21 protein-coding genes and 2 pseudogenes are annotated in these 24,934 nt (G+C 71.4%); 11 read left to right on the top strand and 12 right to left on the bottom strand.

The features are described from left to right. Window position 1 precedes the first annotated feature (1 nt). Window positions 2-634: an AIM24 family protein gene (locus AC069T_RS24025; RefSeq protein ID WP_478784751.1), complete on the bottom strand. Its 633-nt coding sequence runs from the start codon at window positions 632-634 to the stop codon at window positions 2-4. Window positions 635-836: 202 nt separating this feature from the next. On the opposite strand from AC069T_RS24025, the gene AC069T_RS24020 reads away from it, so the two are divergent. Then, entirely contained in the window at window positions 837-1,184 is a 348-nt protein-coding gene (locus AC069T_RS24020; RefSeq protein WP_476754804.1) for a DUF3817 domain-containing protein, read from the top strand. Next, complete coding sequence (locus tag AC069T_RS24015; RefSeq protein WP_358854230.1) at window positions 1,181-1,474, top strand: MTH1187 family thiamine-binding protein; 294 nt, start codon at window positions 1,181-1,183, stop codon at window positions 1,472-1,474. Before AC069T_RS24020 ends, AC069T_RS24015 begins: the two co-directional genes overlap by 4 nt. A gap of 246 nt (window positions 1,475-1,720) precedes the next feature. Here the strand turns inward: AC069T_RS24015 and AC069T_RS24010 are convergent. Then, a pseudogene (locus AC069T_RS24010) lies at window positions 1,721-2,353 on the bottom strand (ArsR/SmtB family transcription factor); the annotation flags it as partial. 26 nt (window positions 2,354-2,379) lie between these two features. On the opposite strand from AC069T_RS24010, the pseudogene AC069T_RS24005 reads away from it, so the two are divergent. The 4 genes and pseudogenes from AC069T_RS24005 to AC069T_RS23990 all read left to right on the top strand — a co-directional run. Further along, window positions 2,380-3,286, top strand: a pseudogene (locus AC069T_RS24005) (MFS transporter); the annotation flags it as partial. Between the two features lie 10 nt (window positions 3,287-3,296). Further along, window positions 3,297-3,806: a MarR family winged helix-turn-helix transcriptional regulator gene (locus AC069T_RS24000; RefSeq protein WP_476754806.1), complete on the top strand. Its 510-nt coding sequence runs from the start codon at window positions 3,297-3,299 to the stop codon at window positions 3,804-3,806. Window positions 3,807-3,870: 64 nt separating this feature from the next. Continuing rightward, on the top strand, window positions 3,871-4,209 hold the full coding sequence (locus AC069T_RS23995) for a DUF3817 domain-containing protein (RefSeq protein WP_478784678.1): 339 nt from the start codon (window positions 3,871-3,873) through the stop codon (window positions 4,207-4,209). A 108-nt stretch (window positions 4,210-4,317) separates the two neighbouring features. After that, complete coding sequence (locus tag AC069T_RS23990) at window positions 4,318-6,018, top strand: acyl-CoA mutase large subunit family protein (RefSeq protein ID WP_478784677.1); 1,701 nt, start codon at window positions 4,318-4,320, stop codon at window positions 6,016-6,018. Window positions 6,019-6,109: 91 nt separating this feature from the next. Here AC069T_RS23990 and AC069T_RS23985 read toward each other — a convergent pair whose 3' ends face one another. Then, entirely contained in the window at window positions 6,110-6,736 is a 627-nt protein-coding gene (locus tag AC069T_RS23985; protein WP_478784676.1) for a TetR/AcrR family transcriptional regulator, read from the bottom strand. Window positions 6,737-7,016: 280 nt separating this feature from the next. Between AC069T_RS23985 and AC069T_RS23980 the strand changes: the two genes are divergently transcribed. The 4 genes from AC069T_RS23980 (at window position 7,017) to AC069T_RS23965 (ending at window position 11,178) form a co-directional block, all read left to right on the top strand. Continuing rightward, complete coding sequence (locus AC069T_RS23980) at window positions 7,017-7,991, top strand: tetratricopeptide repeat protein (protein ID WP_478784675.1); 975 nt, start codon at window positions 7,017-7,019, stop codon at window positions 7,989-7,991. 620 nt (window positions 7,992-8,611) lie between these two features. Continuing rightward, the gene (locus AC069T_RS23975) at window positions 8,612-9,244 is read left to right on the top strand and encodes a DUF6230 family protein (RefSeq protein WP_476754811.1); all 633 of its coding nucleotides are present in this window, start codon (window positions 8,612-8,614) and stop codon (window positions 9,242-9,244) included. A gap of 106 nt (window positions 9,245-9,350) precedes the next feature. Next, window positions 9,351-9,908, top strand: a complete 558-nt coding sequence (locus AC069T_RS23970; RefSeq protein ID WP_478784674.1) for a DUF6114 domain-containing protein — start codon at window positions 9,351-9,353, stop codon at window positions 9,906-9,908. Further along, window positions 9,898-11,178 carry a hypothetical protein gene (locus AC069T_RS23965; protein ID WP_478784673.1) on the top strand — a complete coding sequence of 427 codons (1,281 nt, stop codon included), beginning with the start codon at window positions 9,898-9,900 and terminating at the stop codon, window positions 11,176-11,178. The genes AC069T_RS23970 and AC069T_RS23965 overlap by 11 nt, the downstream gene beginning before the upstream one ends. 206 nt (window positions 11,179-11,384) lie before the next feature. Here the strand turns inward: AC069T_RS23965 and pyk are convergent, their stop codons facing one another. From pyk to pta, 3 genes are all read right to left on the bottom strand, one after another. Next, a complete protein-coding gene (pyk, locus tag AC069T_RS23960; RefSeq protein ID WP_478784672.1) occupies window positions 11,385-12,815 on the bottom strand; it encodes a pyruvate kinase in 1,431 nt (476 codons plus the stop codon). A 73-nt stretch (window positions 12,816-12,888) separates the two neighbouring features. Further along, on the bottom strand, window positions 12,889-14,121 hold the full coding sequence (locus tag AC069T_RS23955; RefSeq protein WP_478784671.1) for an acetate kinase: 1,233 nt from the start codon (window positions 14,119-14,121) through the stop codon (window positions 12,889-12,891). After that, window positions 14,118-16,208: a phosphate acetyltransferase gene (gene pta / locus AC069T_RS23950; RefSeq protein ID WP_478784670.1), complete on the bottom strand. Its 2,091-nt coding sequence runs from the start codon at window positions 16,206-16,208 to the stop codon at window positions 14,118-14,120. Before pta ends, AC069T_RS23955 begins: the two co-directional genes overlap by 4 nt. 282 nt (window positions 16,209-16,490) lie before the next feature. On the opposite strand from pta, the gene AC069T_RS23945 reads away from it, so the two are divergent. Continuing rightward, window positions 16,491-17,516 carry an ATP-dependent 6-phosphofructokinase gene (locus AC069T_RS23945; RefSeq protein ID WP_478784669.1) on the top strand — a complete coding sequence of 342 codons (1,026 nt, stop codon included), beginning with the start codon at window positions 16,491-16,493 and terminating at the stop codon, window positions 17,514-17,516. A 48-nt stretch (window positions 17,517-17,564) separates the two neighbouring features. Here the strand turns inward: AC069T_RS23945 and AC069T_RS23940 are convergent, their stop codons facing one another. The 6 genes from AC069T_RS23940 to AC069T_RS23915 all read right to left on the bottom strand — a co-directional run bounded on the left by AC069T_RS23940 (window position 17,565) and on the right by AC069T_RS23915 (window position 24,402). After that, window positions 17,565-18,194 (bottom strand): XRE family transcriptional regulator, encoded by a 630-nt coding sequence (locus tag AC069T_RS23940; RefSeq protein ID WP_478784750.1) that lies wholly within the window; start codon window positions 18,192-18,194, stop codon window positions 17,565-17,567. 259 nt (window positions 18,195-18,453) lie between these two features. Then, the gene (locus AC069T_RS23935) at window positions 18,454-19,314 is read right to left on the bottom strand and encodes a carbohydrate ABC transporter permease (RefSeq protein ID WP_478784668.1); all 861 of its coding nucleotides are present in this window, start codon (window positions 19,312-19,314) and stop codon (window positions 18,454-18,456) included. 1 nt (window position 19,315) lies between these two features. After that, on the bottom strand, window positions 19,316-20,281 hold the full coding sequence (locus AC069T_RS23930; protein ID WP_478784667.1) for a carbohydrate ABC transporter permease: 966 nt from the start codon (window positions 20,279-20,281) through the stop codon (window positions 19,316-19,318). Further along, complete coding sequence (locus AC069T_RS23925; protein WP_478784666.1) at window positions 20,278-21,669, bottom strand: ABC transporter substrate-binding protein; 1,392 nt, start codon at window positions 21,667-21,669, stop codon at window positions 20,278-20,280. The genes AC069T_RS23930 and AC069T_RS23925 overlap by 4 nt, the downstream gene beginning before the upstream one ends. 217 nt (window positions 21,670-21,886) lie before the next feature. Then, entirely contained in the window at window positions 21,887-22,591 is a 705-nt protein-coding gene (locus tag AC069T_RS23920) for a response regulator (RefSeq protein ID WP_478784665.1), read from the bottom strand. After that, on the bottom strand, window positions 22,588-24,402 hold the full coding sequence (locus AC069T_RS23915; protein WP_478784664.1) for a sensor histidine kinase: 1,815 nt from the start codon (window positions 24,400-24,402) through the stop codon (window positions 22,588-22,590). Before AC069T_RS23915 ends, AC069T_RS23920 begins: the two co-directional genes overlap by 4 nt. Window positions 24,403-24,934: the final 532 nt, after the last annotated feature.

The raw sequence follows: 24,934 nt of genomic DNA, 5'->3' as shown, positions 1-24,934 counted from the left end.
CTCACACATCCCCCGCGATCGTGTTGCGCTCACTGGGCTGTACGTAGACCAGGCCGTCGCCCTCGAAGCGGATCTGGAAGGCCTCGCCGCCGCCCTCGCCCATGAACGTGCGGAACGTCACACCGGACTGGAAGGACTGCCGTACATCGCCCTGGTGCGCGATGTACGCGCCCGGGTCGACGGTGAGCGGGTACTGGGAGCTGACCCGCAGCACCACCGCCGGGCCGTCGGACATGATCGCCGCCTGGCCGTGGCCCTCGACCGTCGTCGTGAACAGGCCGTTGCCCTGCGAGGCGCCGCGGAGGCCGGTGAAGGACGTGCCCGTCCGCAGTCCGGCGTCCGTCGCGAGCAGGTTGCTCGACTCGACGTACAGCTTGTCCCCCTGGAGATTCACGAGGTTGATCTCGGAGGCCCGGTCGGCGAACCAGCAGGTCCCCTGACCCTTCACCTCCATCATGATCATCTGTTCGCCGGTGAGGCGCCGGGTCACCATTCCCCGGATCCCCTCGCCGCCGCCGCTCAGCTTCTTGAAGGCCATCTGCCCGTCGTACGCGACCATCGAGCCGTTCTTCGCCTTCACGGCGTCGCCGGTCATGTCTACGGCCAGCACCTTGCTGCCTTGGAGTCGGAACATCGCCACGGTGCGAAGGTAGCCGCCCGGCGTGGCCGCCGACAGGGCCCACGGGTGGAGAACGCCCCTGACCGCACCCCTAGGGGACGGTCGGCCGTCACCCCCGGACCGGGGCAGCCGGGCCCGGATGCCACAATGAACGGACGCTTGTGCGTGCGTTCACAAAGCGCTCCTGTCCGCCGACGCGAATCCCCGAAGGTGACCCGTGGACCTGAAGACCGCCACCGCCCTCCGCCGTCTCCGCCTGGTCTCGGCCCCCGAGGCCGTGTCCTTCCTGCTGCTGCTCGTCTGCTCGGTGCTCAAGCGCACGACGGACTTCAACGCGGTGCCCGTCATGGGCGCGATCCACGGTGTCCTCTTCATCCTGTACGTGATCTTCTGGGCCGACGCCTGGAACCGGACCAAGTGGCCGCTGGGGACCGCCGCGCTCTACTTCGTGCTCTCCGTACTGCCCACCGGCGGGTTCTTCGCCGAGCGCAGGCTGCGGCGCGAGGCCGAGGACGCGGTCATCGCGTCCCGTGCGCGCCGCGAGGGAGTCGTGAAGGCGTCATGATCGTCGCCTTCTCCGTGACGCCGCTGGGCGTCGGCGAGGACGTGGGCGAGTACGTCGCCGACGCGGTCCGCGTGGTCCGCGAGTCGGGCCTGCCGCACCGCACCGACGCCATGTTCACCTCCGTCGAGGGGGAGTGGGACGAGGTCATGGACGTCGTCAGGCGCGCGGTGGCCGCCGTGGAGCGCCGGGCGCCCCGGGTGTCCCTCGTCCTGAAGGCCGACATCCGCCCGTCGGTGACGGACGGTCTGACGTCCAAGGTCGAGACGATCGAACGCCACCTGTCCGCGTAGTCCGCGCGACTCAGGGACCCGGGCGGGTCCGGTCCCGCCGTGCGCCGGGCACCCCTCGTCCCGGCCGGCGCCGGGATGGGTGTGCGAGCCCGGCGCCCGCGGGGCGCTCCCGCGGGAGGGCGGCCTCGTCCTGACGGACGCGGGCGGCAACCCGTCCCGGGCTGAGCGGATCCAGGTTGCGCCCCGCGAGTGCGCGCCGGCCCCCCGCACCCGGACCCCGCGCCGTCCTCGGCCGGGGCGCTGCCCTCACACCCCGCCCGACGTCAGCGCCATCCCCAGCGGCGTCCGTTCGTAGAGCACCTGGTGCCCGTACCGCCGCGAGGTGAGCAGCCCCGCCCCGCGCAGCGCCGAGAGGTGCCCGGACACGGACGACGGGGCCAGGCGCAGCCGGTGCGCCAGGCCCGTCGTGGTGGCGGGTTCGTCCAGCGCGGTGAGCACGGCGGCCCGCCCGCGGCCGAGCAGCCGTACGAGGGCGTCGGGGGCGCGGCCGCCCGGCTCGGCCCACAGCCCGCCGATACCCCGTGCCGGGTAGACGACGGTGGGCTGCCGCGGCGGGTCGAACCCGCTGACCACGTCGGGCCACGCGAACACGCTGGGCATCAGGACCAGACCCTGCCCCATCAACTCCCGCTCGTGCGAGGCCCGCGCGTCGACCGTCAGCGTCCCCGCGTGCCAGGCGAACCTCCGGTCCAGCTCCGGCAGCAGCCCGCCGAGGCCCACCTCCGCCAGCCGGCGGGAGTGGAACGCCACATCCGCCTCCAGCAGCGCCCGCAGCCGCGGCCAGTCCGGCTCCACCAGCGCGCGCCAGGCCGCCTCCACCAGGCCGGCGAGCCCCTCGATCATGCGGGCCGGGTCGGCCAGCAGGGCGCGGCGTGAGGGTCGTCATCCGGGTCCCCTGGAAGACGACTCTCACGGACGTCCTCGGCGACGGCGAACTGTTCGTCCTCGGGCGTTCTGCTGCGGATCGTCTCGCAGAGCGCGCTGCTCGCGGGGTTCGGGCTCGGCGGGCTGCTGCTGAGCGCCGTACCGCCGCGCGGGGCGCTCGTGATCACCGTCGGCACCTTCCTCGCCTCCGCCGCGCTGCTGCGCCTCGGCACCGCCCGGCGCCCCGCCCGGGCCGGCTCCGGGGCGGCCCTGGTCAAGGACTCCCTGCGCGGCGCCCGGCAGGTCCTCGCCGACCGGCGGGTACGGGTGCTGCTCCTGCTGTGCTGGGTGCCGCCACTGTTCCTCGTCGTCCCCGAGGCGCTTGCCGCCCCCTGCGCCGACGGGCTCGGCGCCGGTCCCGCGGGGCTCGGGCTGCTGATGTGCGCGCTGCCCGTCGGCACCGTCGCCGGGGAGCTGTACGCGGGTTCACGGCTGCGGCCGGCGACCCGCGGCCGGATCACCCTGCCGCTCGTCTGCCTCTCCCCGCTGCCCTACCTCGGCTACGCCCTGCACCCCGGCCTCGCCTGGTCGCTGCTCCTGCTGCTGCTCGCCGGTGCCGGGTCGGCGTACACGCTCGGCCTCGACCAGTGGTTCGTGCGGGCGGTGCCGGACGACCTGCGCGGGCGGGCGATGGCCCTCAACGCGGCGGGCCTGATGACCGTCCAGGGCGTCGGGATGGCGCTGGCGGGCGTCGCCGCCGAGTTCGCCGGGGTGGCCGCCACGGTCGCCGGCGCCGGGGTGCTGGGCATCCTGTGCTGCGCCCTGCTGGCTGTCGAGGCCCGGCGCACGGAGGGCGGAGAGGCCCTCGCGGCCCGGGAAGACGCGGGTGGCGTGGGGTCGGCGACCGAAAGGCGAGACGGGGCTGACCACGATATGACCGGCCGGTAGGGTCTTTGCCGTGCCGAAGCCCCTCGCTCTCGCCTTCGATCCCATCGCCCGCGCCGACGAACTGTGGAAGCGGCGCTGGGGTGCCGTGCCGTCCATGGCGGCGATCACCTCGATCATGCGGGCACACCAGATCCTGCTCGCCGAGGTCGACGCGGTCGTCAAGCCGTACGGGCTGACCTTCGCGCGGTACGAGGCGCTGGTGCTGCTCACCTTCTCCAAGGAGGGCGAGCTGCCCATGTCGAAGATCGGCGAGCGGCTCATGGTGCACCCGACGTCCGTCACGAACACCGTGGACCGGCTGGTCAGGTCGGGACTGGTGGCCAAGCGCCCCAACCCGAACGACGGTCGCGGCACCCTCGCCTCCATCACGGACAAGGGCCGCGAGGTGGTCGACGCCGCCACCCGCGACCTGATGGCGATGGACTTCGGCCTCGGGGCGTACGACGCCGAGGAGTGCGCGGAGATCTTCGCGATGCTCCGCCCGCTGCGCCTCGCGGCGCAGGACTTCGACGAGGAGTAGCGGCCGCCGTCCGGCCGCGGGGGCGCGCGAAGACCGTACGAAACCGGCGGTTACGCTCGTAGGCATGAAAAAGAGCGTGCTGACCCGCTACCGCGTCATGGCCTACGTCACCGGTGTGCTGCTGGTCCTGCTGACCCTCGGCGTGATCGCCAAGTACCTGCTGCACATCGACGGCGCCGAGGACTTCACCAAGGTGGTCGGTATCGCGCACGGCTGGCTCTACGTCGTCTATCTCGTCTTCGCCTTCGACCTGGGCTCCAAGGCGAAGTGGCCGGTCGGCAAGCAGCTGTGGGTGCTCGTCGCGGGCACGATCCCGACGGCCGCGTTCTTCGTGGAGCGCAAGGTCAGCCGGGAGCTCGAGCCCCGGGTCGCGGACGACTCGCCCGCCGTCGCCGAGGCCTGACCGCGGTTCCGGGACCAGGACCCGGCCGGACAGCGCGCCACCGCCGTACAGGTGTGTACGGCGGTCAGCCATCGACATTTACTAGGACGTCCTAGTAAATTCGAAGGCATGGACGCTGACGCCATCGAGGAGGGCCGCCGACGCTGGCAGGCCCGGTACGACGCTTCGCGCAAGCGCGAGGCCGATTTCACCACGCTCTCCGGCGATCCCGTGGAGCCGGTGTACGGGCCGCGGCCCGGAGACGCCTACGAGGGCTTCGACCGGATCGGCTGGCCCGGGGAGTACCCGTTCACCCGCGGGCTCCACGCAACCGGCTACCGGGGGCGGACGTGGACCATCCGGCAGTTCGCCGGGTTCGGCAACGCCGAGCAGACGAACGAGCGGTACAAGAAGATCCTGGCCAACGGCGGCGGGGGACTGTCCGTCGCCTTCGACATGCCGACACTGATGGGACGCGACTCCGACGACCCGCGCGCGCTGGGCGAGGTCGGGCACTGCGGCGTGGCCATCGACTCGGCGGCCGACATGGAGGTCCTGTTCCAGGGCATCCCGCTCGGTGACGTCACGACGTCGATGACGATCAGCGGGCCGGCCGTCCCGGTCTTCTGCATGTACCTGGTCGCCGCCGAGCGCCAGGGCGTGGACCCGTCCGTGCTGAACGGCACCCTCCAGACGGACATCTTCAAGGAGTACATCGCGCAGAAGGAGTGGCTCTTCCAGCCCGAACCGCACCTGCGGCTCATCGGCGACCTGATGGAGCACTGCGCGGCGAAGATCCCCGCGTACAAGCCGCTGTCCGTCTCCGGGTACCACATCCGGGAGGCCGGCTCCACGGCCGCGCAGGAGCTGGCGTACACGCTCGCGGACGGATTCGGGTACGTCGAGCTCGGGCTGAGCCGCGGGCTGGACGTGGACGTGTTCGCGCCCGGCCTGTCCTTCTTCTTCGACGCGCACGTCGACTTCTTCGAGGAGATCGCCAAGTTCCGCGCGGCGCGGCGGATCTGGGCCCGCTGGATGCGGGACGTGTACGGCGCCGCGTCCGAGAAGGCGCAGTGGCTGCGCTTCCACACGCAGACGGCCGGCGTCTCGCTGACCGCGCAGCAGCCGTACAACAACGTGGTGCGCACGGCCGTGGAGGCGCTGGCCGCGGTCCTCGGCGGCACCAACTCGCTGCACACCAACGCGCTGGACGAGACCCTCGCCCTGCCCTCGGAGCAGGCGGCGGAGATCGCGCTGCGCACGCAGCAGGTGCTGATGGAGGAGACCGGCGTCGCCAACGTCGCCGACCCGCTGGGCGGTTCCTGGTACGTCGAGCAGCTCACCGACCGGATCGAGGCCGAGGCCGAGAAGATCTTCGGGCAGATCAGGGAGCGGGGGCTGCGGGCGCACCCCGACGGGCAGCACCCGATCGGGCCGATCACCTCGGGCATCCTGCGGGGCATCGAGGACGGCTGGTTCACCGGCGAGATCGCCGAGTCCGCCTTCCAGTACCAGCAGTCCCTGGAGAAGGGGGACAAGCGGGTGGTGGGCGTCAACGTGCACCACGGTTCCGTGACCGGCGACCTGGAGATCCTGCGGGTCAGCCACGAGGTCGAACGGGAGCAGGTGCGGATGCTGGCCGCCCGCAAGGACGGGCGCGACGACGCGGCCGTCCGGGGGGCGCTGGACGCGATGCTCGCGGCGGCGCGGAGCGGTTCGAACATGATCGGGCCCATGCTCGACGCGGTCCGGGCCGAGGCGACGCTCGGGGAGATCTGCGGGGTGCTCCGGGAGGAGTGGGGGGTGTACACGGAACCGGCGGGGTTCTGAGTCACCCCCGTGTGCGACGGGCGGGCGTCCGGGGGCGCCGCCCCCGGACGCCCGCATGCACAGGCACCGGACGGACTGAAACGCCCCCGGTTCAGTCCTGCGTCGCCGCGCCCGTCAGGCCGAGCAGGAGTACACGGGTGAAGCTGCGGACCCACTCCTCGTCCGCGGGCTCCGCGCTGACCAGGGTGCGGTGCACCACCGCTCCCGCGACCACGTCGAAGATCAGGTCCGCCGTGCGGGCGGCCGACTCCGGATCCTCCTCGGGGGGCAGCTCGCCGCGCTCCTGGGCGCGCGAGCGGCCCTCCACGACGAGGCGCTTCTGGCGGTCGACGATCGACGTGCGGATGCGCTCGCGCAGGGGTTCGTCGCGGGTGGACTCCGCGACGACGGCCATCAGGGCCGTCTTCGTCTCGGGGCGGCCGAGGATCGCCGCGAACTGGAGGACGACGCCCTCGATGTCGGCGGCGAGGCTGCCGCGGTCGGGAAGTTCCAGTTCGTCGAAGAGGACGGCCACGGCGTCGACGACGAGTTCGTTCTTGCCCGCCCAGCGGCGGTAGAGCGTCGTCTTGGCCACCCCGGCACGGGTCGCGACGTCCCCCAACGTGAGTTTGGACCAGCCCAGTTCGACCAGGACCGCGCGGGTCGCGTCCAGGATCGCGGCGTCCGCGGCGGCGCTGCGGGGGCGCCCCGTACGGGAGGCCGGAGTGCGACGGTGCATGTCAGCGACCATATCCGGGCATGCCGGGGACGATATCCGGCTGTTGTGTGAAGTCGTGAGGGAGATCACCGGGACGGGGCGGACAGCGGTGCCTCCGGCGAGTTACGCTACGACCCGTAGCGAAAGCTGCGTGCGGCCGAGCCGCGCGAGCGACAACCACAGGCGCCAGGTGGGGACCCGGCGCCGAACAGTACGCAAACAGGCCGGGCTTCGACCATGCCGCGGGTCTGGCTTCGGGCACGCTTTTCACTCGTGCGCGCGGAAGGGGGAGGATGTACTCATGCAGCCACGGAACATGTCCATGAGCGGAGTCGTCGACCTCGCCGCGGTGAAGGCGGCCCAGGAGGCCAAGGCGAAGGCGGAGCAGGCGCGCGCCGAAACGGCCAGGCAGGGCGGCGGCGGGGCCGTGTCCCCCGCCAGCCTCGTCATCGACGTAGACGAGGCGGGTTTCGAGCGCGATGTCCTGCAGCGCTCCACCGAGGTACCGGTCGTCATCGACTTCTGGGCCGAGTGGTGCGAGCCGTGCAAGCAGCTCAGCCCGGTCCTGGAGCGGCTGGCTGTCGAGTACGCCGGTCGCTTCGTGCTGGCCAAGATCGACGTCGACGCCAACCAGATGCTGATGCAGCAGTTCGGGATCCAGGGGATTCCGGCCGTCTTCGCGGTGGTCGCCGGCCAGGCGCTCCCGCTCTTCCAGGGGGCCGCGAGCGAGACGCAGATCCGCGGCACGCTGGACCAGCTCGTCCAGGTGGCGGAGGAGCGCTTCGGGCTCACCGGCCTGACCGTCGACGCGGAGGCCGGGCCGGCCGCCGCCCCGGCGGCGCCGCAGGTCCCGGCCGGCCCCTACGACGCGCTGCTCGAAGCCGCCGTACGGGCGCTGGACGCGGGCGACCTGGCCGGAGCCGTACAGGCGTACAAGAACGTGCTGAGCGACGATCCGGCCAACAGCGAGGCCAAGCTGGGGCTCGCGCAGGCCGAGCTGCTCCAGCGGGTGCAGGACGCCGACCCGCAGCAGGTGCGCAGGGCCGCGGCCGAGAAGCCGGGTGACGTGCCGGCGCAGATCGCCGCCGCGGACCTGGATCTGGTGGGCGGTCACGTGGAGGACGCGTTCGGGCGGTTGATCGAGGCCGTACGGCGTACGGCCGGCGACGACCGGGACGCGGCGCGGCTCCGGCTGCTCGAACTGTTCGAGGTCGTCGGTGCCGACGACCCCCGGGTGGCCACGGCGCGCAGGGCACTGGCGCGGGCCCTCTTCTGACCAGTCCCTAAACGCCCGGACGTGTGATGCCCGAGTGAAAAGTTCGCCCCCGAAGTGACCGTGCGGCCGCGTTTTACCAAAACTTGGTAATCGCGGCCGCTGTTACTTGGAGTAAGTCACGGGCGTTGATCTGTCGGATTCCGTCCGTGAATCAAGTACTTTGCCCCCTCGCTCCGGGCCACCCTGCGTCGTCGTCCGAGACCGGCGGGTCGTTGTTCGGTTATCCGCCCGTTACTAGCGAGTAACGAACCCCCTTGTGCCGACGGCGAGAATGCACCACGATCGGCGACGCTCGGTCCATTTCCGTACCCCCGACAGCCAATCGGGCAACCGGGTTCTCTGGGTCCCCACCGAGTAGGGCCGGCAGCAGTGGTGCCGGTTCTTGGACAGGGGGGTCTCTGCTTCGGCGGAGCCTGTCCAGCAGGTTGTGCGTGATGTGCGTCAGGCGCGACCAGTGGTTGTCGCTCGGGGGTGATCGCCGGTGATTCGGGCGCGGTTCGCGCTGTCGAGATCGGGCGCTCTCCTTCCCGAGGACGTAGCACTTCTCCCATCCCTGCCCGGCTGAGCCGCCGTCATGGGGCAGTCAGGGCCAGGAGATGTACGTCCGAGAAGGAGGAAATATGGAGTCCCAGGTGCGTGGCGGAACCAGATGGAAGCGGTTCGCCGTCGTGATGGTGCCCAGTGTGGCCGCGACGGCAGTGATAGGTGTCGCCCTCGCGCAGGGCGCTCTCGCCGCGTCGTTCAGCGTCTCCGGTCAGTCGTTCAAGGTGACGGCGGACCGGCTCGACGGTACGGGCTTCTCGCAGTACGGAGCCATTGACTCGGGTTACACCCTGGACGGCAAGAAGACGGCTCACCCCGTCGCCGTCTCGGCGTTCAAGTCCGCGTCGATCACGAACATGTGCCAGTCCGTTGTCACCCCGGACGTGCCCATCTTCGGTTCCGTGAGTCTCATGCTGAAGGCCGGCGGTGGCGACACCGCGGTCCAGGCCGAGAACCTGTACATCGACGTCGAGGACCTGCAGGCCGACGCGACGTTCCGCAACATCGACATCGGTGTTGCCGCCAAGGACGCCAGCAAGGGTCCGGGCATCGCCAAGGGCGACCAGGCGAACCCCTACGGTTTCGCGCAGCAGGCCGACTCGGCCACGCTGACCGGCGTCAAGCAGACGGCGTGGGCGACCACCGCCGGAACGTTCAAGCTCAGCGGCCTGAAGATGTCGCTGTCCAAGGGCGTCAAGGAGTGCTACTAGGCACTCCCTGGGGCGGACGGGGGAGCCGCCGGCTGCCCCGTCCGCCCCGTCCCTTCCGCAGTACGCGTACTTCTCACAGCAAAGCCGTTCCAGGGAGCTGTTTTCCATGAGCGCCGAGACTCCTGCCGCGCCCGGCCAGTCCACCCAGCAGAGGCTGCGATTCCGTGCCTGGCGAGGTGACCGGCCGTTCTGGGCCGGCCTGTTCGTCCTGCTCAGCGGGCTGCCCATCGCCTACTTCCCGTACGCGAATCTGCAGATCGGCCATCTGACGCTGGCCATGGCCACCACCGCGGGCGCGGGGTCCCTGATCATCGGCGTGCTGCTCGTGGTGCTGGGGCTCACCCTCTGGTTCCAGAAGCACGTGCGCACCTTCGCGGGTGTCGCGGCGATCCTCCTGGCCCTGGTGTCCATCCCGGTGTCGAACCTCGGCGGTTTCCTGATCGGTTTCCTGCTCGCCCTGATCGGCGGGGCGATGGCGGTCTCCTGGGCGCCCGGAGCGCGGGTCAAGGAGCCGGCCGGAGCGGCCCGCACGAGCGAGGCCCCCGACAGTATGGCCACCGGGCCCGTGCCCGGACTGAGCAAGTCCGTCCAGCCGAACGAGCCGAACGATCTGTCAGGAACGAACCCGGTCAACGGGGCGAACGGGAGGCACAGTGCCGGCTGACGAGCTGACCCACGGGACGGCCGTGGACGAGTCCGCTGTGAGAACCGGGCCGCGCCACGCGGCGCCCAGGAAGCCGTTGTTCACCAGGTTCCACGTGCCGGCCGGCAAGGCGATAGCCCTGGCGGCCATGCCGACGGCCGTCCTGATGGGAATGGGACTGACGCCGACGCTCGCGCAGGCCGAGGACCACCCGTCGTCCAAGAGCCTGACGGCGGACGAGTACCAGAAGTGCGTCGAGGCGCTGGACGGATCCGAGAAGCCGTCGGCCTCCCCGTCGCCGTCCGCATCCGCTTCCGCCTCGGAGAGCGCCGACGCGACGGAGCCCGCTCCCTCGGCCACGGCGACCCCGGACAAGACCTCTTCGCCGGATTCAGGTTCCGACGACAAGGCCGAGTCCACGCCGACGCCGTCCCCGAGCAGGACGTCCCAGAGCGGTGGCGACGACACGCCGAAGGCGACCGCGGCACCGTCCGAGAGCAACAGCAAGAACCCGCTGGACCCGCTGGGCATCGGCGACGCCATCAAGGACGTCCTCACGCCCGACGAGAAGCCGAGCGCCACCCCCACGCCGTCCGCCTCCGCCACGGCCGCCCCCGGCAAGGAGGCGTCCGACCCCGTCGAGGACACGGCCGGCAAGGCCACCGGGACGGCCGAGGACACCGTGAAGGACACCACCGGCACGGCGACGAAGACGGCCGAGGACGCCACGGAGAAGGCGGCGGAGGCCACCGACGAGGCAACCGCCTCCCCGAGCGCCTCTCCGAGCCCCTCCGCGAGCGAGAGCGCGGACGCCGAGGGCTGCCCGACGGCCACCGACGAGGAGGGCGGGGTCGAGAAGACCGTGTCCCTGCCCGACGACCCGTGGTACCTGAACGCCAGCTCGCTGCTGCTCAAGGGCGCCGACTACCAGGGCATCGTGAAGGTGCGCACCGCCAACGGCACCGTCAAGAAGGTCCTCAAGTACGTGATCTCCGACGGCACCGACATCGGCGACCTGCACCAGACGGTCGACGACAAGCAGGCCGGCAGGACGTACCACGTCCAGGCGGCCAAGGGCTCGACGTCCACCATCCGCAACGGCAAGACCGTCATGTACACGGAGAGCATCTCCGGCAACCTGCTCGGTCTGATCCCGGTCACCTTCGACCCGGACAACCCGCCGCCGCTGAACATCCCGCTGATCTACTTCACCAAGGTGAAGGTCGTGCAGGCCGGTCAGTTCGGCGGAGACCTGACCGTGCCGGGGCTGCACCAGTACACCACCGGCTGACCGCCGCACCCGCCGGCCCGGAAGGCCGGCCCAAGGACCCGCTCGGGAGCCGCACACGGGCCGCGGCCCGGTTCCTCGCCGACGCGAGGGCCGGGTCGCGGTCTTCGTCGTGCGCACGGGCCCCCGCGCCCGACCCGCGGCCCCGCACGGACGCCGAGGGCGCCCCCCGTCACGGGGGGCGCCCTCGGCGTCGTACGGGGACCGGATCAGTCGCGGCCGGTGCCGCCCAGGTGGTGCACCCGGACCATGTTGGTGGTGCCCGGGACGCCGGGGGGCGAACCCGCGGTCATCACGACGACGTCACCCTCGTCGAAGACGTTGAGCTTGCGCAGCTCGGAGTCGACGAGGTCGACCATCTCGTCGGTGCTGTTCACGAACGGCACGACGTGGGACTCGACGCCCCAGCTCAGCGTCAGCTGGTTGCGGGTGCCCTCGTCCGTGGTGAACGCCAGGATGGGCTGCGCGGCGCGGTAGCGGGACAGCCGGCGGGCCGTGTCGCCGGACTCGGTGAAGGCCACCAGGCCCTTGCCGCCGAGGAAGTCGGCGATCTCGGCGGCGGCGCGCGCCACCGAACCGCCCTGCGTGCGCGGCTTCTTGCCGGGGACGAGCGGCTGCAGGCCCTTGGAGAGCAGCTCCTGCTCGGCCGCGATGACGATCTTCGACATCGTCTTCACGGTCTCGAGGGGATACGCGCCGACGCTGGACTCGGCCGACAGCATGACCGCGTCCGCGCCGTCCAGGATCGCGTTGGCGACGTCGGAGGCCTCGGCGCGCGTCGGGCGGGAGTTGGTGATCATCGACTCCATCATCTGGGTCGCGACGATCACCGGCTTGGCGTTGCGCCGGCACAGCTCCACCAGGCGCTTCTGCACCATCGGGACCTTCTCCAGCGGGTACTCGACGGCCAGGTCGCCGCGGGCGACCATGACACCGTCGAAGGCGGCCACGACGGCCTCCATGTTCTCCACCGCCTGCGGCTTCTCCACCTTGGCGATGACGGGGACCCGGCGGCCCTCCTCGTCCATGATCTTGTGGACGTCGTTCACGTCGTGGGCGTCCCGCACGAAGGAGAGCGCGACCAGGTCGCAGCCCATCCTCAGGGCGAAGCGCAGGTCGTCGATGTCCTTCTCGGACAGCGCGGGCACGTTCACCGCCGTGCCGGGCAGGTTGATGCCCTTGTGGTCGGAGATGACACCGCCCTCGATGACGACCGTCTTGACCCGGGCGCCGTCGACCTCGACCACCCGCAGCTCGACGTTGCCGTCGTTGATCAGGATCTGGTCGCCCTTGGAGACGTCGCCGGGCAGACCCTTGTAGGTCGTGCCGCAGACCGTCTTGTCGCCGGGGACGTCCTCGGTGGTGATGGTGAACTCGTCACCGCGCACCAGCTCGACGGGGCCCTCGGCGAAGGTCTCCAGACGGATCTTCGGGCCCTGGAGGTCGGCGAGCACGCCGATGGCGCGGCCCGTCTCGGCGGCGGCGGCCCGGACCCGCTCGTAGCGGCCCTGGTGCTCGGAGTGCGAGCCGTGGCTGAAGTTGAAACGGGCAACGTTCATGCCGGCCTTGATCAGCGCGACGAGCTGCTCGTGGGAGTCGACCGCGGGGCCGAGGGTACAGACGATTTTCGAACGGCGCATAGGGCGATCCTATCGGTTTGTTTCGCTACGGAATATTCCGTCTGGCGGAAGATACAAAGGGGCGGGAGGCCGCTCAGGTGAGGCCGTCGGACCGGTCGGCGGACCCGTCCACGAGTGCGTACGTCTGCGTGGCGATCTCCAGTTCCTCGTCGGTCGGTACGACGGCCACCGCGACCCGCGCGTGCCCGGGGGAGATGAGCCGCGGCTCGTCGGACCGTACGGCGTTCAGCTCGCCGTCGACCGCCAGCCCCAGCCCCTCAAGGCCCGCGACCGCGGCCTCGCGCACCGGCGCCGCGTTCTCGCCGACGCCGGCCGTGAAGGCGACCGCGTCCACCCGGCCGAGCACCGCGTAGTAGGCGCCGATGTACTTCTTCAGACGGTGGATGTAGATGTCGAAGGCGAGCCGCGCCTGCTCGTCGCCCTCGTCGACCCGGCGGCGGATCTCCCGCATGTCGTTGTCGCCGCACAGGCCGACCAGACCGCTCTTCTTGTTGAGGAGAGTGTCGATCTCGTCCGTGGACATCCCGCCAACACGCATCAAATGGAAGATGACGGCCGGATCCATGTCACCGGAGCGCGTACCCATGACGAGGCCCTCCAAGGGCGTCAGCCCCATGGAGGTGTCCACGCACCGGCCCTGCCGCACCGCGGACGCCGACGCCCCGTTGCCCAGGTGCAGCACGATGACGTTCACCTCGGACGGGTCCTTGCCGAGGAGCCGCGCCGTGGCGCGCGACACGAAGGCGTGCGAGGTGCCGTGGAAGCCGTACCGGCGGATGCGGTGCTCGTCGGCGGTCCGCACGTCGATCGCGTAGCGCGCCGCCTCCTCCGGCATCGTCGTGTGGAACGCGGTGTCGAAGACGGCGACCTGGGGCAGGTCCGGGCGCAGCGCCCGGGCGGTGAGGATGCCGGTCAGGTTGGCCGGGTTGTGCAGCGGGGCGACCGGGATCAGCCGCTGGATCTCCGCGAGCACGGAGTCGTCGATCAGGGTGGGCCGGGTGAAGAGCTTGCCGCCGTGCACCACGCGGTGGCCGATCGCCGCCAGCTCGGGGGAGTCCAGGCCGAGTCCGTCGTTCGCCAGCTCCTGCGCGACGGCCTTCAGGGCGGCCTCGTGGTCGGCCATCGGACCTGTCGTCTCCCGGGAGGTGCCGTCGCCGGTGAGCGGGGTGTGCTTCAGCCGGCCGGTGCGCTCGCCGATGCGCTCGGCCAGGCCCATGGCGAGCCGGGTCCTGTCGCGCATGTCGAGCAGCTGGTACTTCAGCGACGAGGAACCGGAGTTGAGGACGAGGACGCGGGTGGAGCTCACTGGGCGGTGGCCTTCTCGCTCGGGGTCTGGGACTGGATCGCGGTGATGGCGACGGTGTTCACGATGTCCTGGACGAGGGCGCCGCGGGACAGGTCGTTGACCGGCTTGCGCAGACCCTGCAGCACCGGGCCGACGGCGATCGCGCCGGCCGAACGCTGCACGGCCTTGTAGGTGTTGTTGCCGGTGTTGAGGTCCGGGAAGATCAGCACGGACGCCTGCCCGGCGACCTCCGACTCCGGCAGCTTGGTGGCCGCGACGGACGGCTCCACGGCCGCGTCGTACTGGATCGGCCCCTCCACGCTCAGGTCGGGGCGGCGCGTGCGGACCAGTTCGGTCGCCTCGCGCACCTTGTCGACGTCCGCGCCCGAGCCGGAGGTGCCGGTCGAGTACGACAGCATCGCGATCCGCGGCTCGACGCCGAACTGCCGGGCCGTCGCGGCCGACTGGACGGCGATGTCGGCGAGCTGCTGCGCGTTCGGGTCGGGGTTCACCGCGCAGTCGCCGTAGACCAGGACCTTGTCGGCGAGGCACATGAAGAAGACGGAGGAGACGATCTTCGCGTCCGGCTTGGTCTTGATGATCTCGAAGGCCGGGCGGATGGTGGCCGCGGTGGAGTGCACGGACCCCGACACCATGCCGTCGGCCAGCCCCTCCTCGACCATCAGCGTGCCGAAGTAGTTCACGTCCGCGACGACGTCGTACGCCAGCTCCACGGTCACGCCCTTGTGGGCGCGCAGGCCGGCGTACTTCTCGGCGAAACGGTCCCGCAGCTCGGAGGTCTGCGGGTCGACGATCTGCACACCGCCGAGGTCGATACCGAGGTCGGCGGCCTTCTTGCGGATCTGGTCTACCGGGCCGAGCAGCGTCAGCTCGCACACGCCCCGGCGCAGCAGCACCTCGGCGGCGTGCAGAACGCGGGCCTCGGTGCCCTCGGGCAGCACGACGCGGCGCAGGTCGGAGCGGGCCTGCTCCAGGAGCTTGTGCTCGAACATCATCGGGGTGAGGCGGGTGCTGCTCGGCGCCGACACCCGCTTCAGCAGCTCGCTCGTGTCCACGTGCCGCTCGAAGAGACCGAGCGCCGTCTCCGCCTTGCGCGGGGTAGCGGCGTTCAGCTTGCCCTCCAGGCCGAAGAGTTCGGTGGCGGTGGGGAAGCTGTTGCCGGGCACGGAGACCACCGGGGTGCCGGGGGCGAGGCGCGCGGCCAGCGTGAGGATCTCGTCGCTGGGCCGCTCGTTCAGGGTGAGCAGGACACCCGCGATCGGGGGAGTGCCGGCGCTGTGCGCGGCGAGCGAGCCCACCACCAGGTCGGCGCGGTCGCCGGGGGTCACCACCAGGCAGCCGGGCGTCAGCGCGTTCAGGAAGTTCGGCAGCATCGCGCCGCCGAAGACGAAGTCGAGCGCGTCGCGCGCCAGCCCCGACTCGTCGCCGAGCAGCACCTTGCCGCCGAGGGCGTGGGTGATCTGGGAGACCGTGGGGGCGGACAGCGCGGGCTCGTCCGGGAGCACGTAACAGGGCACGGGCAGCCGGTCGGCGAGACGCTCGTGGATCTTCGCGCGGTCGGCGGGGGCGACCCGGTTGGTGACCATCGCGAGGACGTCGCAGCCGAGCCCGTCGTAGGCGCGGTAGGCGTTGCGGGTCTCGGCGAGCACCGACTCGGCCGGCTGCCCGCGCCCGCCCACGACCGGTATCACGGAGGCGCCGAACTCGTTGGCGAGCCGGGCGTTGACCGCCAGCTCGTCGGGGAACTGGGTGTCCGCGAAGTCGGTGCCGAGAACGAGGACCACGTCGTAGTCGCGCGCGACCAGGTGGAAGCGGTCCACCAGGGTCGACACCAGTTCGTCGGTGCCCTGCTCGGCCTGGAGCGCGGACGCCTCGTAGTAGTCCATGCCGTACACCGTCGCCGGGTCCTGCGTGAGCCGGTAGCGGGCGCGCAACAGCTCGAAGAGCCGGTCCGGACCGTCGTGGACGAGCGGACGGAACACCCCCACCCGGTCCACCTGGCGGGTCAGGAGTTCCATGACTCCCAGCTCGACGACCTGGCGGCCGTCGCCGCGGTCGATCCCGGTCACGTACACGCTGCGCGTCACGCGTGCTCTCCGTTTCATCACTGGGCCGGCTTTGGTGCTTCTCGTGGCTCGGGAAAAATACCCGCTATGGTGAGCAGAACCCTCTTGACAATACCTCCGCGGCTGGCTAGGGCGCCCGCCAGGCCGAACGTCCTGGTGAGGCGGGACAAGGGCTCCGCGGGGGTCGCGCGACGGGGCGCGGGGGCGGTGCGTGCCCGGTGGACGGGAGCGGCGGCCGCCCGGGGAGCGTGAAACAATCGGTCTGGCTCACACGTACCAACAGCGAGCAGGAGACACAGCACGATGCGCATCGGAGTTCTCACCGCAGGCGGCGACTGCCCGGGGCTGAACGCAGTGATCCGGTCGGTCGTGCACCGAGCGGTCACCAATTTCGGGGACGAGGTCATCGGCTTCGAGGACGGCTACGCCGGCCTGCTCGACGGCCACTACCGCACCCTCGACCTCAACGCGGTCAGCGGCATCCTCGCCCGCGGCGGCACCATTCTCGGCTCGTCCCGGCTCCAGCGCGACCGGCTCCGCGAGGCCTGTGAGAACGCGCAGGACATGGCCCGCGAGTTCGGCATCGACGTGCTCGTCCCGATCGGCGGCGAGGGCACCCTGACCGCCGCCCGGATGCTGTCGGACGCGGGCCTGCCGGTCGTCGGCGTACCGAAGACGATCGACAACGACATCTCGTCGACGGACCGCACCTTCGGCTTCGACACGGCGGTCGGCGTCGCCACCGAGGCGATGGACCGTCTCAAGACCACCGCCGAGTCGCACCAGCGCGTCATGGTCGTCGAGGTCATGGGCCGGCACGCCGGCTGGATCGCCCTCGAGTCCGGCATGGCCGCCGGCGCCCACGGCATCTGCCTGCCCGAGCGGCCCTTCGACCCCTCCGACCTCGTCGCGATGGTCGAGGAGCGCTTCGCGCGCGGCAAGAAGTTCGCCGTCATCTGCGTCGCCGAGGGCGCCCACCCCGCCGAGGGCACCATGGACTACGGGCACGGCGCGATCGACCAGTTCGGCCACGAGCGCTTCCAGGGCATCGGCACGGCTCTCGCGTACGAGCTGGAGCGCCGGCTCGGCAAGGAGGCCAAGCCGGTCATCCTCGGCCACATCCAGCGCGGCGGCACGCCGACCGCGTACGACCGGGTGCTGGCCACCCGCTTCGGCTGGCACGCGGTCGAGGCCGCGCACCGCGGTGACTTCGGCCGCATGACCGCACTGCGCGGCACGGAGGTCGAGATGGTGCCGCTCGCGGAGGCGGTCGTCGAGCTGAAGACCGTCCCCAAGGACCGGATCGACGAGGCGGAGTCGGTCTTCTAGGCCCCTGCGGACGACCGGGGAGCGCGGCGCGGTCGCGTGTTCCCGTCCTCAGTACGTGCTGCGCTGGATCGTCGACCAGAAGTGGTCGACGATCCGGTCCATGAAGTCCCGGCCGGCGTCGCTGGAGTCGCCCGCCGCCGAGCCGCCGGCCCAGCTCAGTGTGGCCGCCATCTGCCCCTGGTACTCGGTGTGCAGCTCCTGGAGGGCGTCCTCCAGCAGCCGCCGGTCCAGGGGCACCGTCTTGCCCACCGGGCGTACGTACGCCTGCCAGCGCGTCGTCACCGCGCTGCGCAGCAGCTCCCCGAGCTTCCCGTCGCGCCCGGTCACCGTGACGAAGTCGGGCAGCGAGAGGTCGAGCAGCTCGGCGAGCGCGCTCGACTGCCGCTCGCTGCCCCGCCACTCGTCGGTCTCCTCCATCCGCTGGTACGCGAGGAGTTCCAGCCCTACGGTGCGGGCGACGTCCTCGGGGGCGAGGCCGCGCGCGATGCGGTGCTCGCGCAAGGTCCGCGGTCTGCCGATGAGTTCACCCGGTGAACACCACAGCACGGCGGCGAGCGCGGTGAGTTCGGGACTGCTCGGTGCGGCGATGCCCCGCTCCCAGGCGACGACGAGATCGGGCGTGACATAGGGCAGCCCGTACGAGGCGCGCAGTCCGTACGCGACGTGTTCGGGTCCCATGCCGAGCCCGGCGCGCAGTCGGCGGGCGGCGAGGGCGTTGAAGGGCGGGGTGGGCTGGGGGGCAGGCGGCTGGTGCACGGGCACAAGCTATGGGTGCGGGGCTGCAATGACTACGGTCTGTTCGGCCACAAACACGCATTGTAGGAACATACGGTTTCAGCCGTCGGTGTGCCGTGGCCGGAGATCGTCGGGTGTCTCCGGGTGCTTGTGTAGGCGGGGGACGGGGGGCCGTTCACGGGTGGCCCGGGGCGGGAGAGGCTCACCCCTTCACGGCTCCGCCCAGCGCGAACCCGCCGCCCAGCCGTCGCGCGACCAGCACGTACAGCAGCAGCACGGGCGTCGAGTAGACCACGGAGAACGCCGCCAGCTGCCCGTACACCACCATTCCGCGGTTCCCGAAGAACTCGTTGATGCTCACGGAGGCGGGCATCTGGTCCGGGGTGAGCAGCAGCATGAAGGGGACGAAGAAGTTCCCCCACATCATCACGAACGAGAAGACCGTCACCACCGCGACGCCCGGCCCCATCAGCGGGAGCACGATCCGCAGCAGCGACTGGAAGGACGACGCCCCGTCCGTCCAGGCCGCCTCCTCCAGCTCCTTCGGCACGCCGTCCATGAAGTTCTTCATCAGCCAGATGGCGAAGGGGAGTTGGGAGGCGGCGAAGAAGAAGATCGTGCCCTGCGCCGTGTCGATGAGGTTCACCCGGACGAACAGCGCGTAGACCGGGACCATGATCGCCGTGATCGGCAGGCTCGTCGCGAACAGGATGGTCAGCAGGAACGGGCGGTTGAGGCGGGAGCGGAACCGCGACAGCGGATAGGCGGCCAGCGCCGCGCACACCACCGTCAGCAGCGTGCCGCCGCCGCACAGGATCAGACTGTTGAGCAGGGGGGTGAAGATGATGTCCCGCGTCAGGACCGCGTCGAAGTTGGCGAGGGTGACCCCGTCCGGTGCCTTCACCCGCAGGTCCGCGTGCGCGTCCAGCGAGGACAGGACCACCCAGGCCAGCGGCAGCGCGAACGCGGCCGCCACGGCGAGCAGGCCGGCGTCCGCCGCCAGTCGCCGGCCCGCGTGACGGGACCTGGCGCCGCGCTTGACGACCCGGGCCGGCGACGCCATCTCAGACCTCCGTCCGCAGCAGGCGCAGGTACACGAGGGAGAACAGGGAGCCGACCACCAGGAGCAGCAGGGCCACCGCCGTCCCGTAACCGATCATGCTTTTCTGGAAGGCCTGTTCGTACATGAACAGGGGGAGCGTCTGGCTCCTGCCACCGGGGCCGCCCCGCGTCATGACCCAGATCAGCCCGAACACCGACAGCGTCTGCAGCGTGTTCAGCATCAGGTTCGTGCCGATGGAGCGGCGGATCAGCGGGAGCGTGATGTGCCACATGCGGCGCCAGCCGCCCGCGCCGTCCACCTCCGCCGCCTCCGTGATCTCCTTCGGGATCTCGTTCAGGGCCGCCGAGTACACCAGCATCGAGAACGCCGTGCCCCGCCACACGTTCGCGAAGGACACCGCGAGGATCGGCAGCGTGAACAGCCAGTTCTGGGACGGCAGGTGGAGCCAGTCCAGGAGCGCGTTCAGCGTGCCCTCGCGGCGGAAGAAGGCGTAGAGCAGGAAACCCGCCACCACCTCCGGCAGCACCCACGCCGTGATGACGATGCCGCCGACCAGCGTGCGCACCGGCTTCGACGCGCGCCGCATCAGCGCGGCGAGAGCCAGGCCCAGGGTGTTCTGGCCGACGAGCGAGGAGAGCACCGTGAAGACGAGGGTGAGCCGGACCGCGTTCAGGAACGCCTCGTCCCGGAAGGCGGTCCGGAAGTTGTCGAGGCCGGTGAAGGACGAGTGGGCCTGGCCGGTGAGCTGGAGATCGGTGAAGGCGATGTAGCCGCAGTAGCCGATCGGTCCGGCGAGGAACAGGAGCAGGAGGACGACGGCGGGGGTGAGGGGGAGCACCCGCACCAGGGAGCGGCCCGGGCCGCCCCGCCGCGGAGGCGCGGTCCCCGGGCCGGCCGGCGGGACCGGAACCGGGGCGCCTCGCCCGCCCGGACCCGGGTGCCGGTCCGCCCGGGTGCCGACGCTCACTTCGACGTCACTTGTCCGTCGGTGGCGGACTTCAGTTCCTCGTCGTAGCCGCTCGCCGCCTCCTCGACCGAGCTGTCGCCCGTCGTCACCCCCTCCATGGCCTCCTGGATCGCGGTGGAGACCTTCGGGTAAGCCGGGTACGCGGGCCGGTAGTGCGTGCTCGCGACCAGGTCCGTGAAGAACTCGATGCCGGGCTGCGCCTTCAGGTACGCGGGGTCGGAGGCGACGTCCTCGCGCACCGCGATCCCGGAGTTGGCGATGTACCACTTCTGGGCGTTCGCCTTGGTCTGCATCGTCTCGATGAACTCGAACGCCAGGTCTGGGTTGGCCGCCTTCGCCGGGATCGACCACGTCCAGCCGCCGGACATGCTCACCTTGCCGGGAGCCTGGCCGGTCTGCGTCGGCATCGGGGCGAGGCCGAGCTTGCGCGACCACTCGGGCCACTCGTGCCCGGCGCCCCTGCCCCAGTCCTGCGGCAGCCAGCTGCCGTCCAGGTCGATGCCGAGCTTCCCCTTCGGGAGGAGTTCGCCGCGGACCCTGGTGCCGAAGTTCGGGTCGAGGGCGTCGGAGACGTCCGGGCCGAGCTTCTCCCGGTAGACCGTCTCCACGAAGGTGAGGGCGTCCCTGAACGCCCGGCTCCCGGTGATCCACTTCTTGGACGCCTCGTCGTACAGGGGATCCGACGTCCCGTCGCCCGTCCCGTACAGCAGCATCTCGAAGCCCTGCATGGTGGCGGCCTCGCCCGCGGGCTTGCCCGTGTAGACGTTGAGCGGGGTGACGCCGGGGACCTTCTTCCTGATCGTGCGCGCGGCGGTGAGGACGTCGTCCCACGTCTTCGGCCGCCAGTCGGCGGGCAGTCCCGCCTTCGCGAAGATCCCCTTGTCGAACCAGAGCCCGCGGGTGTCCGTGCCGTCCGGGACGCCGTACGTCTTTCCGTCCTGCGCCTTCGCCGCCGCCTTGGCCGTGCCGACGAACCGGTCCCAGTCGTCCCACTTGGCGAGGTAGCCGTCGAGCGGCTTCAAGTACCCGCTGGTGATGTCGGAGTTGATGAGGAAGGTGTCCTCGTAGACCAGGTCGGGAGCGGTCTTCGGCGACCGCAGCATCTGCTGGAGCTTCGTGTAGTACTCGGAGTCCGGGGCCTTGATCGGGACGAGCTCGACCTTCTTGCCCGGGTTCGCCTTCTCGAACTGCCTCTTGATGTCCGCCAGATAGGTGTCCATCACCTTGACCGAGTTGTCGGTGGACTGCTTGAAGGACACCTTCACCGTGTCCGGATCGCTGCCGGACCCGCCGCCGCAGGCGGTCAGGGCCAGGGCGGCGGGGAGCGTGAGCAGAGCGGCGAGGAGCGGCGGGGCGGTGCTACGGGGGCGGGCGGCGGTGGGGCGCACGGGCACGACCTCCTACGGGCCTTCGTCGGCCGAGTCTGTCTGCCCCGTGAACGTAAGAGGAATGGTCTAGTCAGGTCAATGACCTTGCACAGCCGGATGGTTGGCGACCGGCGACCGGCGACCGGCGACCGGCGGGGGGAGGCGGGCGGGCGTCACCGCGTCCGCGCGCGGGGAGGGGGGCGGCTGACCGCGTCCGTGCATCGGGCGGGCGCGGTCGTCACGCGTCTGTGCGTCTCTGCTTCGGCCGGTCCTCCACCCACCGGTACACCAGCTCCGGTCGTCCGACCTGTCCGTACAGCGGACTGCGCACCGCCCAGCCCGCGTCGACCAGGTGTTCCAGGTAGCGGCGTGCCGTGATCCGGGAGATGCCCACGGCCTCGGCGGCGCCCGCCGCGGTCAGACCCTCGCCGGAATCCCGCAGCGTGAGCGTCACCCGCTCCAGCGTGGGTGCGCTGAGTCCCTTCGGCAGCGCCGCGGGACCCGGCGCGCGCAGGGCCGCCAGCGCCCGGTCCACCTCGTCCTGCCCGCTGGCCTCGCCCGCCGCCGCGCGGAACTCCGCGTACCGCACGAGCCGGTCCCGCAGGGTCCCGAAGGTGAACGGCTTCAGCACGTACTGGACCACCCCGAGGGAGACGCCCTCCCGCACCACGGCCAGATCCCGCGCGGACGTCACGGCTATCACGTCCGCGTGATAGCCGGCGGCCCGCAGGGAGCGGGCGAGCTGCAGCCCGTGCCCGTCCGGCAGGTGCAGGTCGAGCAGCAGCAGGTCCACCGGCGTACGGTCCAGCGCGCGCCGTGCCTCCGCGCCGGTGTGGGCCTTGCCGACCGCGGTGAAGCCGGGCACGCGGCCGACGTACATGACGTGCGCGTCGGCGGCGACCGGGTCGTCCTCCACGACGAGTACACGTATCGGCTCGGTCATGCGTCGCCTCCAGGCAGGGCGGGGCCGGCGGCCCCGGGCACGCGGTCACCGGGGCGGACGGGGGTGGCGGGCCCCTCCGTGGGCGGGTCGGAGAGGTCCGGGGCGGGCGGGGCCGCGGGGTCCGGCGCGGGTGGGCCGGCGCGCCCGTTCCCGGTCGGGTTCGTGGGGTCCGGCGTGGAAGGGTTCGCGGGGTTCGAGCGGTTCGCGGTGGAGCCCACCGTAGGCAACGGCATCCGCACCTCGAACTCCGCCCCGCCCCCGGCTGCCTCCGTCACGCCGAGCGCACCACCGTGACGGCTCACCGCCTGGCGTACGAGGGCCAGCCCCAGCCCCCGCCCGCCGGGCCCCGCCGGTTTCGTCGACCAGCCCCGCTGGAAGACGGCCTCCGCGTGCGCGGGAGCCACTCCCTCCCCCGTGTCGGCGACCCGCAGGACCAGGCCGTCCTCGTCCGTGCGGGCCGTCACCGTCACCCGGGCGCCCACCGTCCCCTGGGCCGCGTCCACCGCGTTGTCGATCAGGTTCCCCAGGATCGTCACGAGGTCCCGGGCCGGGAGCGAGGGCGGCAGCAGTCCGTCGTCGAGGCCGCTCTCCTCGGACACCACCAGCTCGACGCCCCGCTCGTTGGCCTGCGCCGCCTTGCCCAGGAGCAGCGCCGCCAGCACCGGCTCGCTGACCGCCGCCACCACCCGGTCCGTCAGCGCCTGCGCCAGTTCCAGCTCCGCCGTGGCGAAGCCGACGGCCTCCCCGGCACGCCCCAGCTCGATCAGGGACACCACCGTGTGCAGCCGGTTCGCCGCCTCGTGCGCCTGCGAGCGCAGCGCCTGGGTGAACCCGCGCTCGGAGTCCAGCTCGCCCATCAGGGACTGCAGTTCCGTGACGTCGCGCAGGGTCACCACGGTGCCCCGGCGCTCGCCGCCCGACACCGGCGAGGTGTTCAGCACCAGCACCCGGGTGGCCGTCAGATGCACCTCGTCCATCCGGGGCTCGGAGGACAGCAGGGCGCCGGTCAGCGGCGCCGGCAGGCCGAGGCGGGCAACCGACTGGCCGACGACCTCGCCGGTGACCCCCAGCAGTTCCCGGCCCCCGTCGTTGATCAGCGCCACCCGGTACTGCCCGTCCAGCATCAGCAGGCCCTCGCGTACGGCGTGCAGGGCGGCCTGGTGGTAGTCGTGCATGCGGCTGAGCTCGGCGGCGTTCATGCCGTGGGTGTGGCGGCGCAGCCGGGCGTTGATCACGTACGTGCCGACGGCGCCGAGGGCGAGTGCCCCGGCCGCGGTCCCGAGCAGCGCCGTGACCTGGTCCTGGACCCGGGCCGTGATGGCCTCGACCTTGATGCCGGCGCTGACCAGGCCGACGACGCGGCCCCCGTCGGTGACCGGCGTGACCGCGCGGACGGACGGGCCGAGGGTGCCGGTGTACGTCTCGGTGAACGACTCGCCCTCCAGGGCGCGGGCCGTGTGGCCGAGGAAGTGCCTGCCTATCAGCTTCCGGTCCGGGTGGGTCCAGCGGATGCCCCGCGGATCCATGATCGTCACGAAGTCCACGCCGGTGTGCCGCTGCACCCGGGTCGCGTACGGCTGGAGGGTCCGGGTCGGGTCCGGGCTGCGGATGGCCGCGCGGACCGACGGGGCTTCCGCGACCGAGCGGGCGACCGCCATGGCCTGGCGGCCCGCGGCCTCCTCGGCCTGGCTGCGGTCGCTGATGTACGTGAAGAGCGCGTATCCGGCGACCAGGACCGCGATGAGCACGGCCTGCATGGCGAAGAGCTGGCCGGCCAGGCTGCGGGGGGTGGGGACGCGGGGGAGGCGCATGCCGTCAGTCTGCCTCGCCCGGTAAGCGTGAACTAAATGAACGGAAGGGTGACCGCCCTCACAGGCCGGGAGATAGTCACCGCATCCGGGGAGCCAGTTCCCCGGCCTCGCCGGGGCGGTTTCCCGGCCCGCCCGGGACGGAATTCCCGGCGCCTGTCCGGAAGCCCCCACTTCCGGCACCCGCTCGGGAGTCCCCGCTCCCGGCACCCGCTCGGGAGTCCCCGCTCCCGGCACCCGTCCGGGAGTCCCCACTTCCGGCACTCGTCCGGGAGTCCCCGCTCCCGGCACTCGTCCGGGAGTCCCCACTTCCGGCACTCGTCCGGGAGCCCTGCGCTCCTGGCACTGTCCGGGAGTCCCCACTTCCGGCACTCGTCCGGGAGTCCCCGCTCCCGGCACCCGTCCGGGAGTCCCTGCTTCCGGCACCCGCTCGGGAGCCTTGCGCTCCTGGCACTGTCCGGGAGTCCCCACTTCCGGCACTCGTCCGGGAGTCCCCGCTCCCGGCACCCGTCCGGGAGTCCCTGCTTCCGGCACC

The organism is Streptomyces sp. NPDC043867 (assembly GCF_056435845.1).
This window is presented reverse-complemented; position numbering and strand designations above follow the sequence as displayed.

Coding starts and splice junctions, on each gene's coding strand:
- AC069T_RS24015 (WP_358854230.1), top strand. CDS start 1,181: ATGATCGTCGCCTTCTCCGTGACGCCGCTGGGCGTCGGCGAGGACGTG.
- AC069T_RS23940 (WP_478784750.1), bottom strand. CDS start 18,194: ATGGGACCCGAACACGTCGCGTACGGACTGCGCGCCTCGTACGGGCTG.
- AC069T_RS23920 (WP_478784665.1), bottom strand. CDS start 22,591: ATGACCGAGCCGATACGTGTACTCGTCGTGGAGGACGACCCGGTCGCC.
- AC069T_RS23935 (WP_478784668.1), bottom strand. CDS start 19,314: ATGGCGTCGCCGGCCCGGGTCGTCAAGCGCGGCGCCAGGTCCCGTCAC.
- AC069T_RS23975 (WP_476754811.1), top strand. CDS start 8,612: ATGGAGTCCCAGGTGCGTGGCGGAACCAGATGGAAGCGGTTCGCCGTC.
- AC069T_RS23980 (WP_478784675.1), top strand. CDS start 7,017: ATGCAGCCACGGAACATGTCCATGAGCGGAGTCGTCGACCTCGCCGCG.
- AC069T_RS23970 (WP_478784674.1), top strand. CDS start 9,351: ATGAGCGCCGAGACTCCTGCCGCGCCCGGCCAGTCCACCCAGCAGAGG.
- AC069T_RS23985 (WP_478784676.1), bottom strand. CDS start 6,736: ATGCACCGTCGCACTCCGGCCTCCCGTACGGGGCGCCCCCGCAGCGCC.
- AC069T_RS23945 (WP_478784669.1), top strand. CDS start 16,491: ATGCGCATCGGAGTTCTCACCGCAGGCGGCGACTGCCCGGGGCTGAAC.
- AC069T_RS24025 (WP_478784751.1), bottom strand. CDS start 634: ATGTTCCGACTCCAAGGCAGCAAGGTGCTGGCCGTAGACATGACCGGC.
- AC069T_RS23915 (WP_478784664.1), bottom strand. CDS start 24,402: ATGCGCCTCCCCCGCGTCCCCACCCCCCGCAGCCTGGCCGGCCAGCTC.
- AC069T_RS23990 (WP_478784677.1), top strand. CDS start 4,318: ATGGACGCTGACGCCATCGAGGAGGGCCGCCGACGCTGGCAGGCCCGG.
- pyk (WP_478784672.1), bottom strand. CDS start 12,815: ATGCGCCGTTCGAAAATCGTCTGTACCCTCGGCCCCGCGGTCGACTCC.
- AC069T_RS23995 (WP_478784678.1), top strand. CDS start 3,871: ATGAAAAAGAGCGTGCTGACCCGCTACCGCGTCATGGCCTACGTCACC.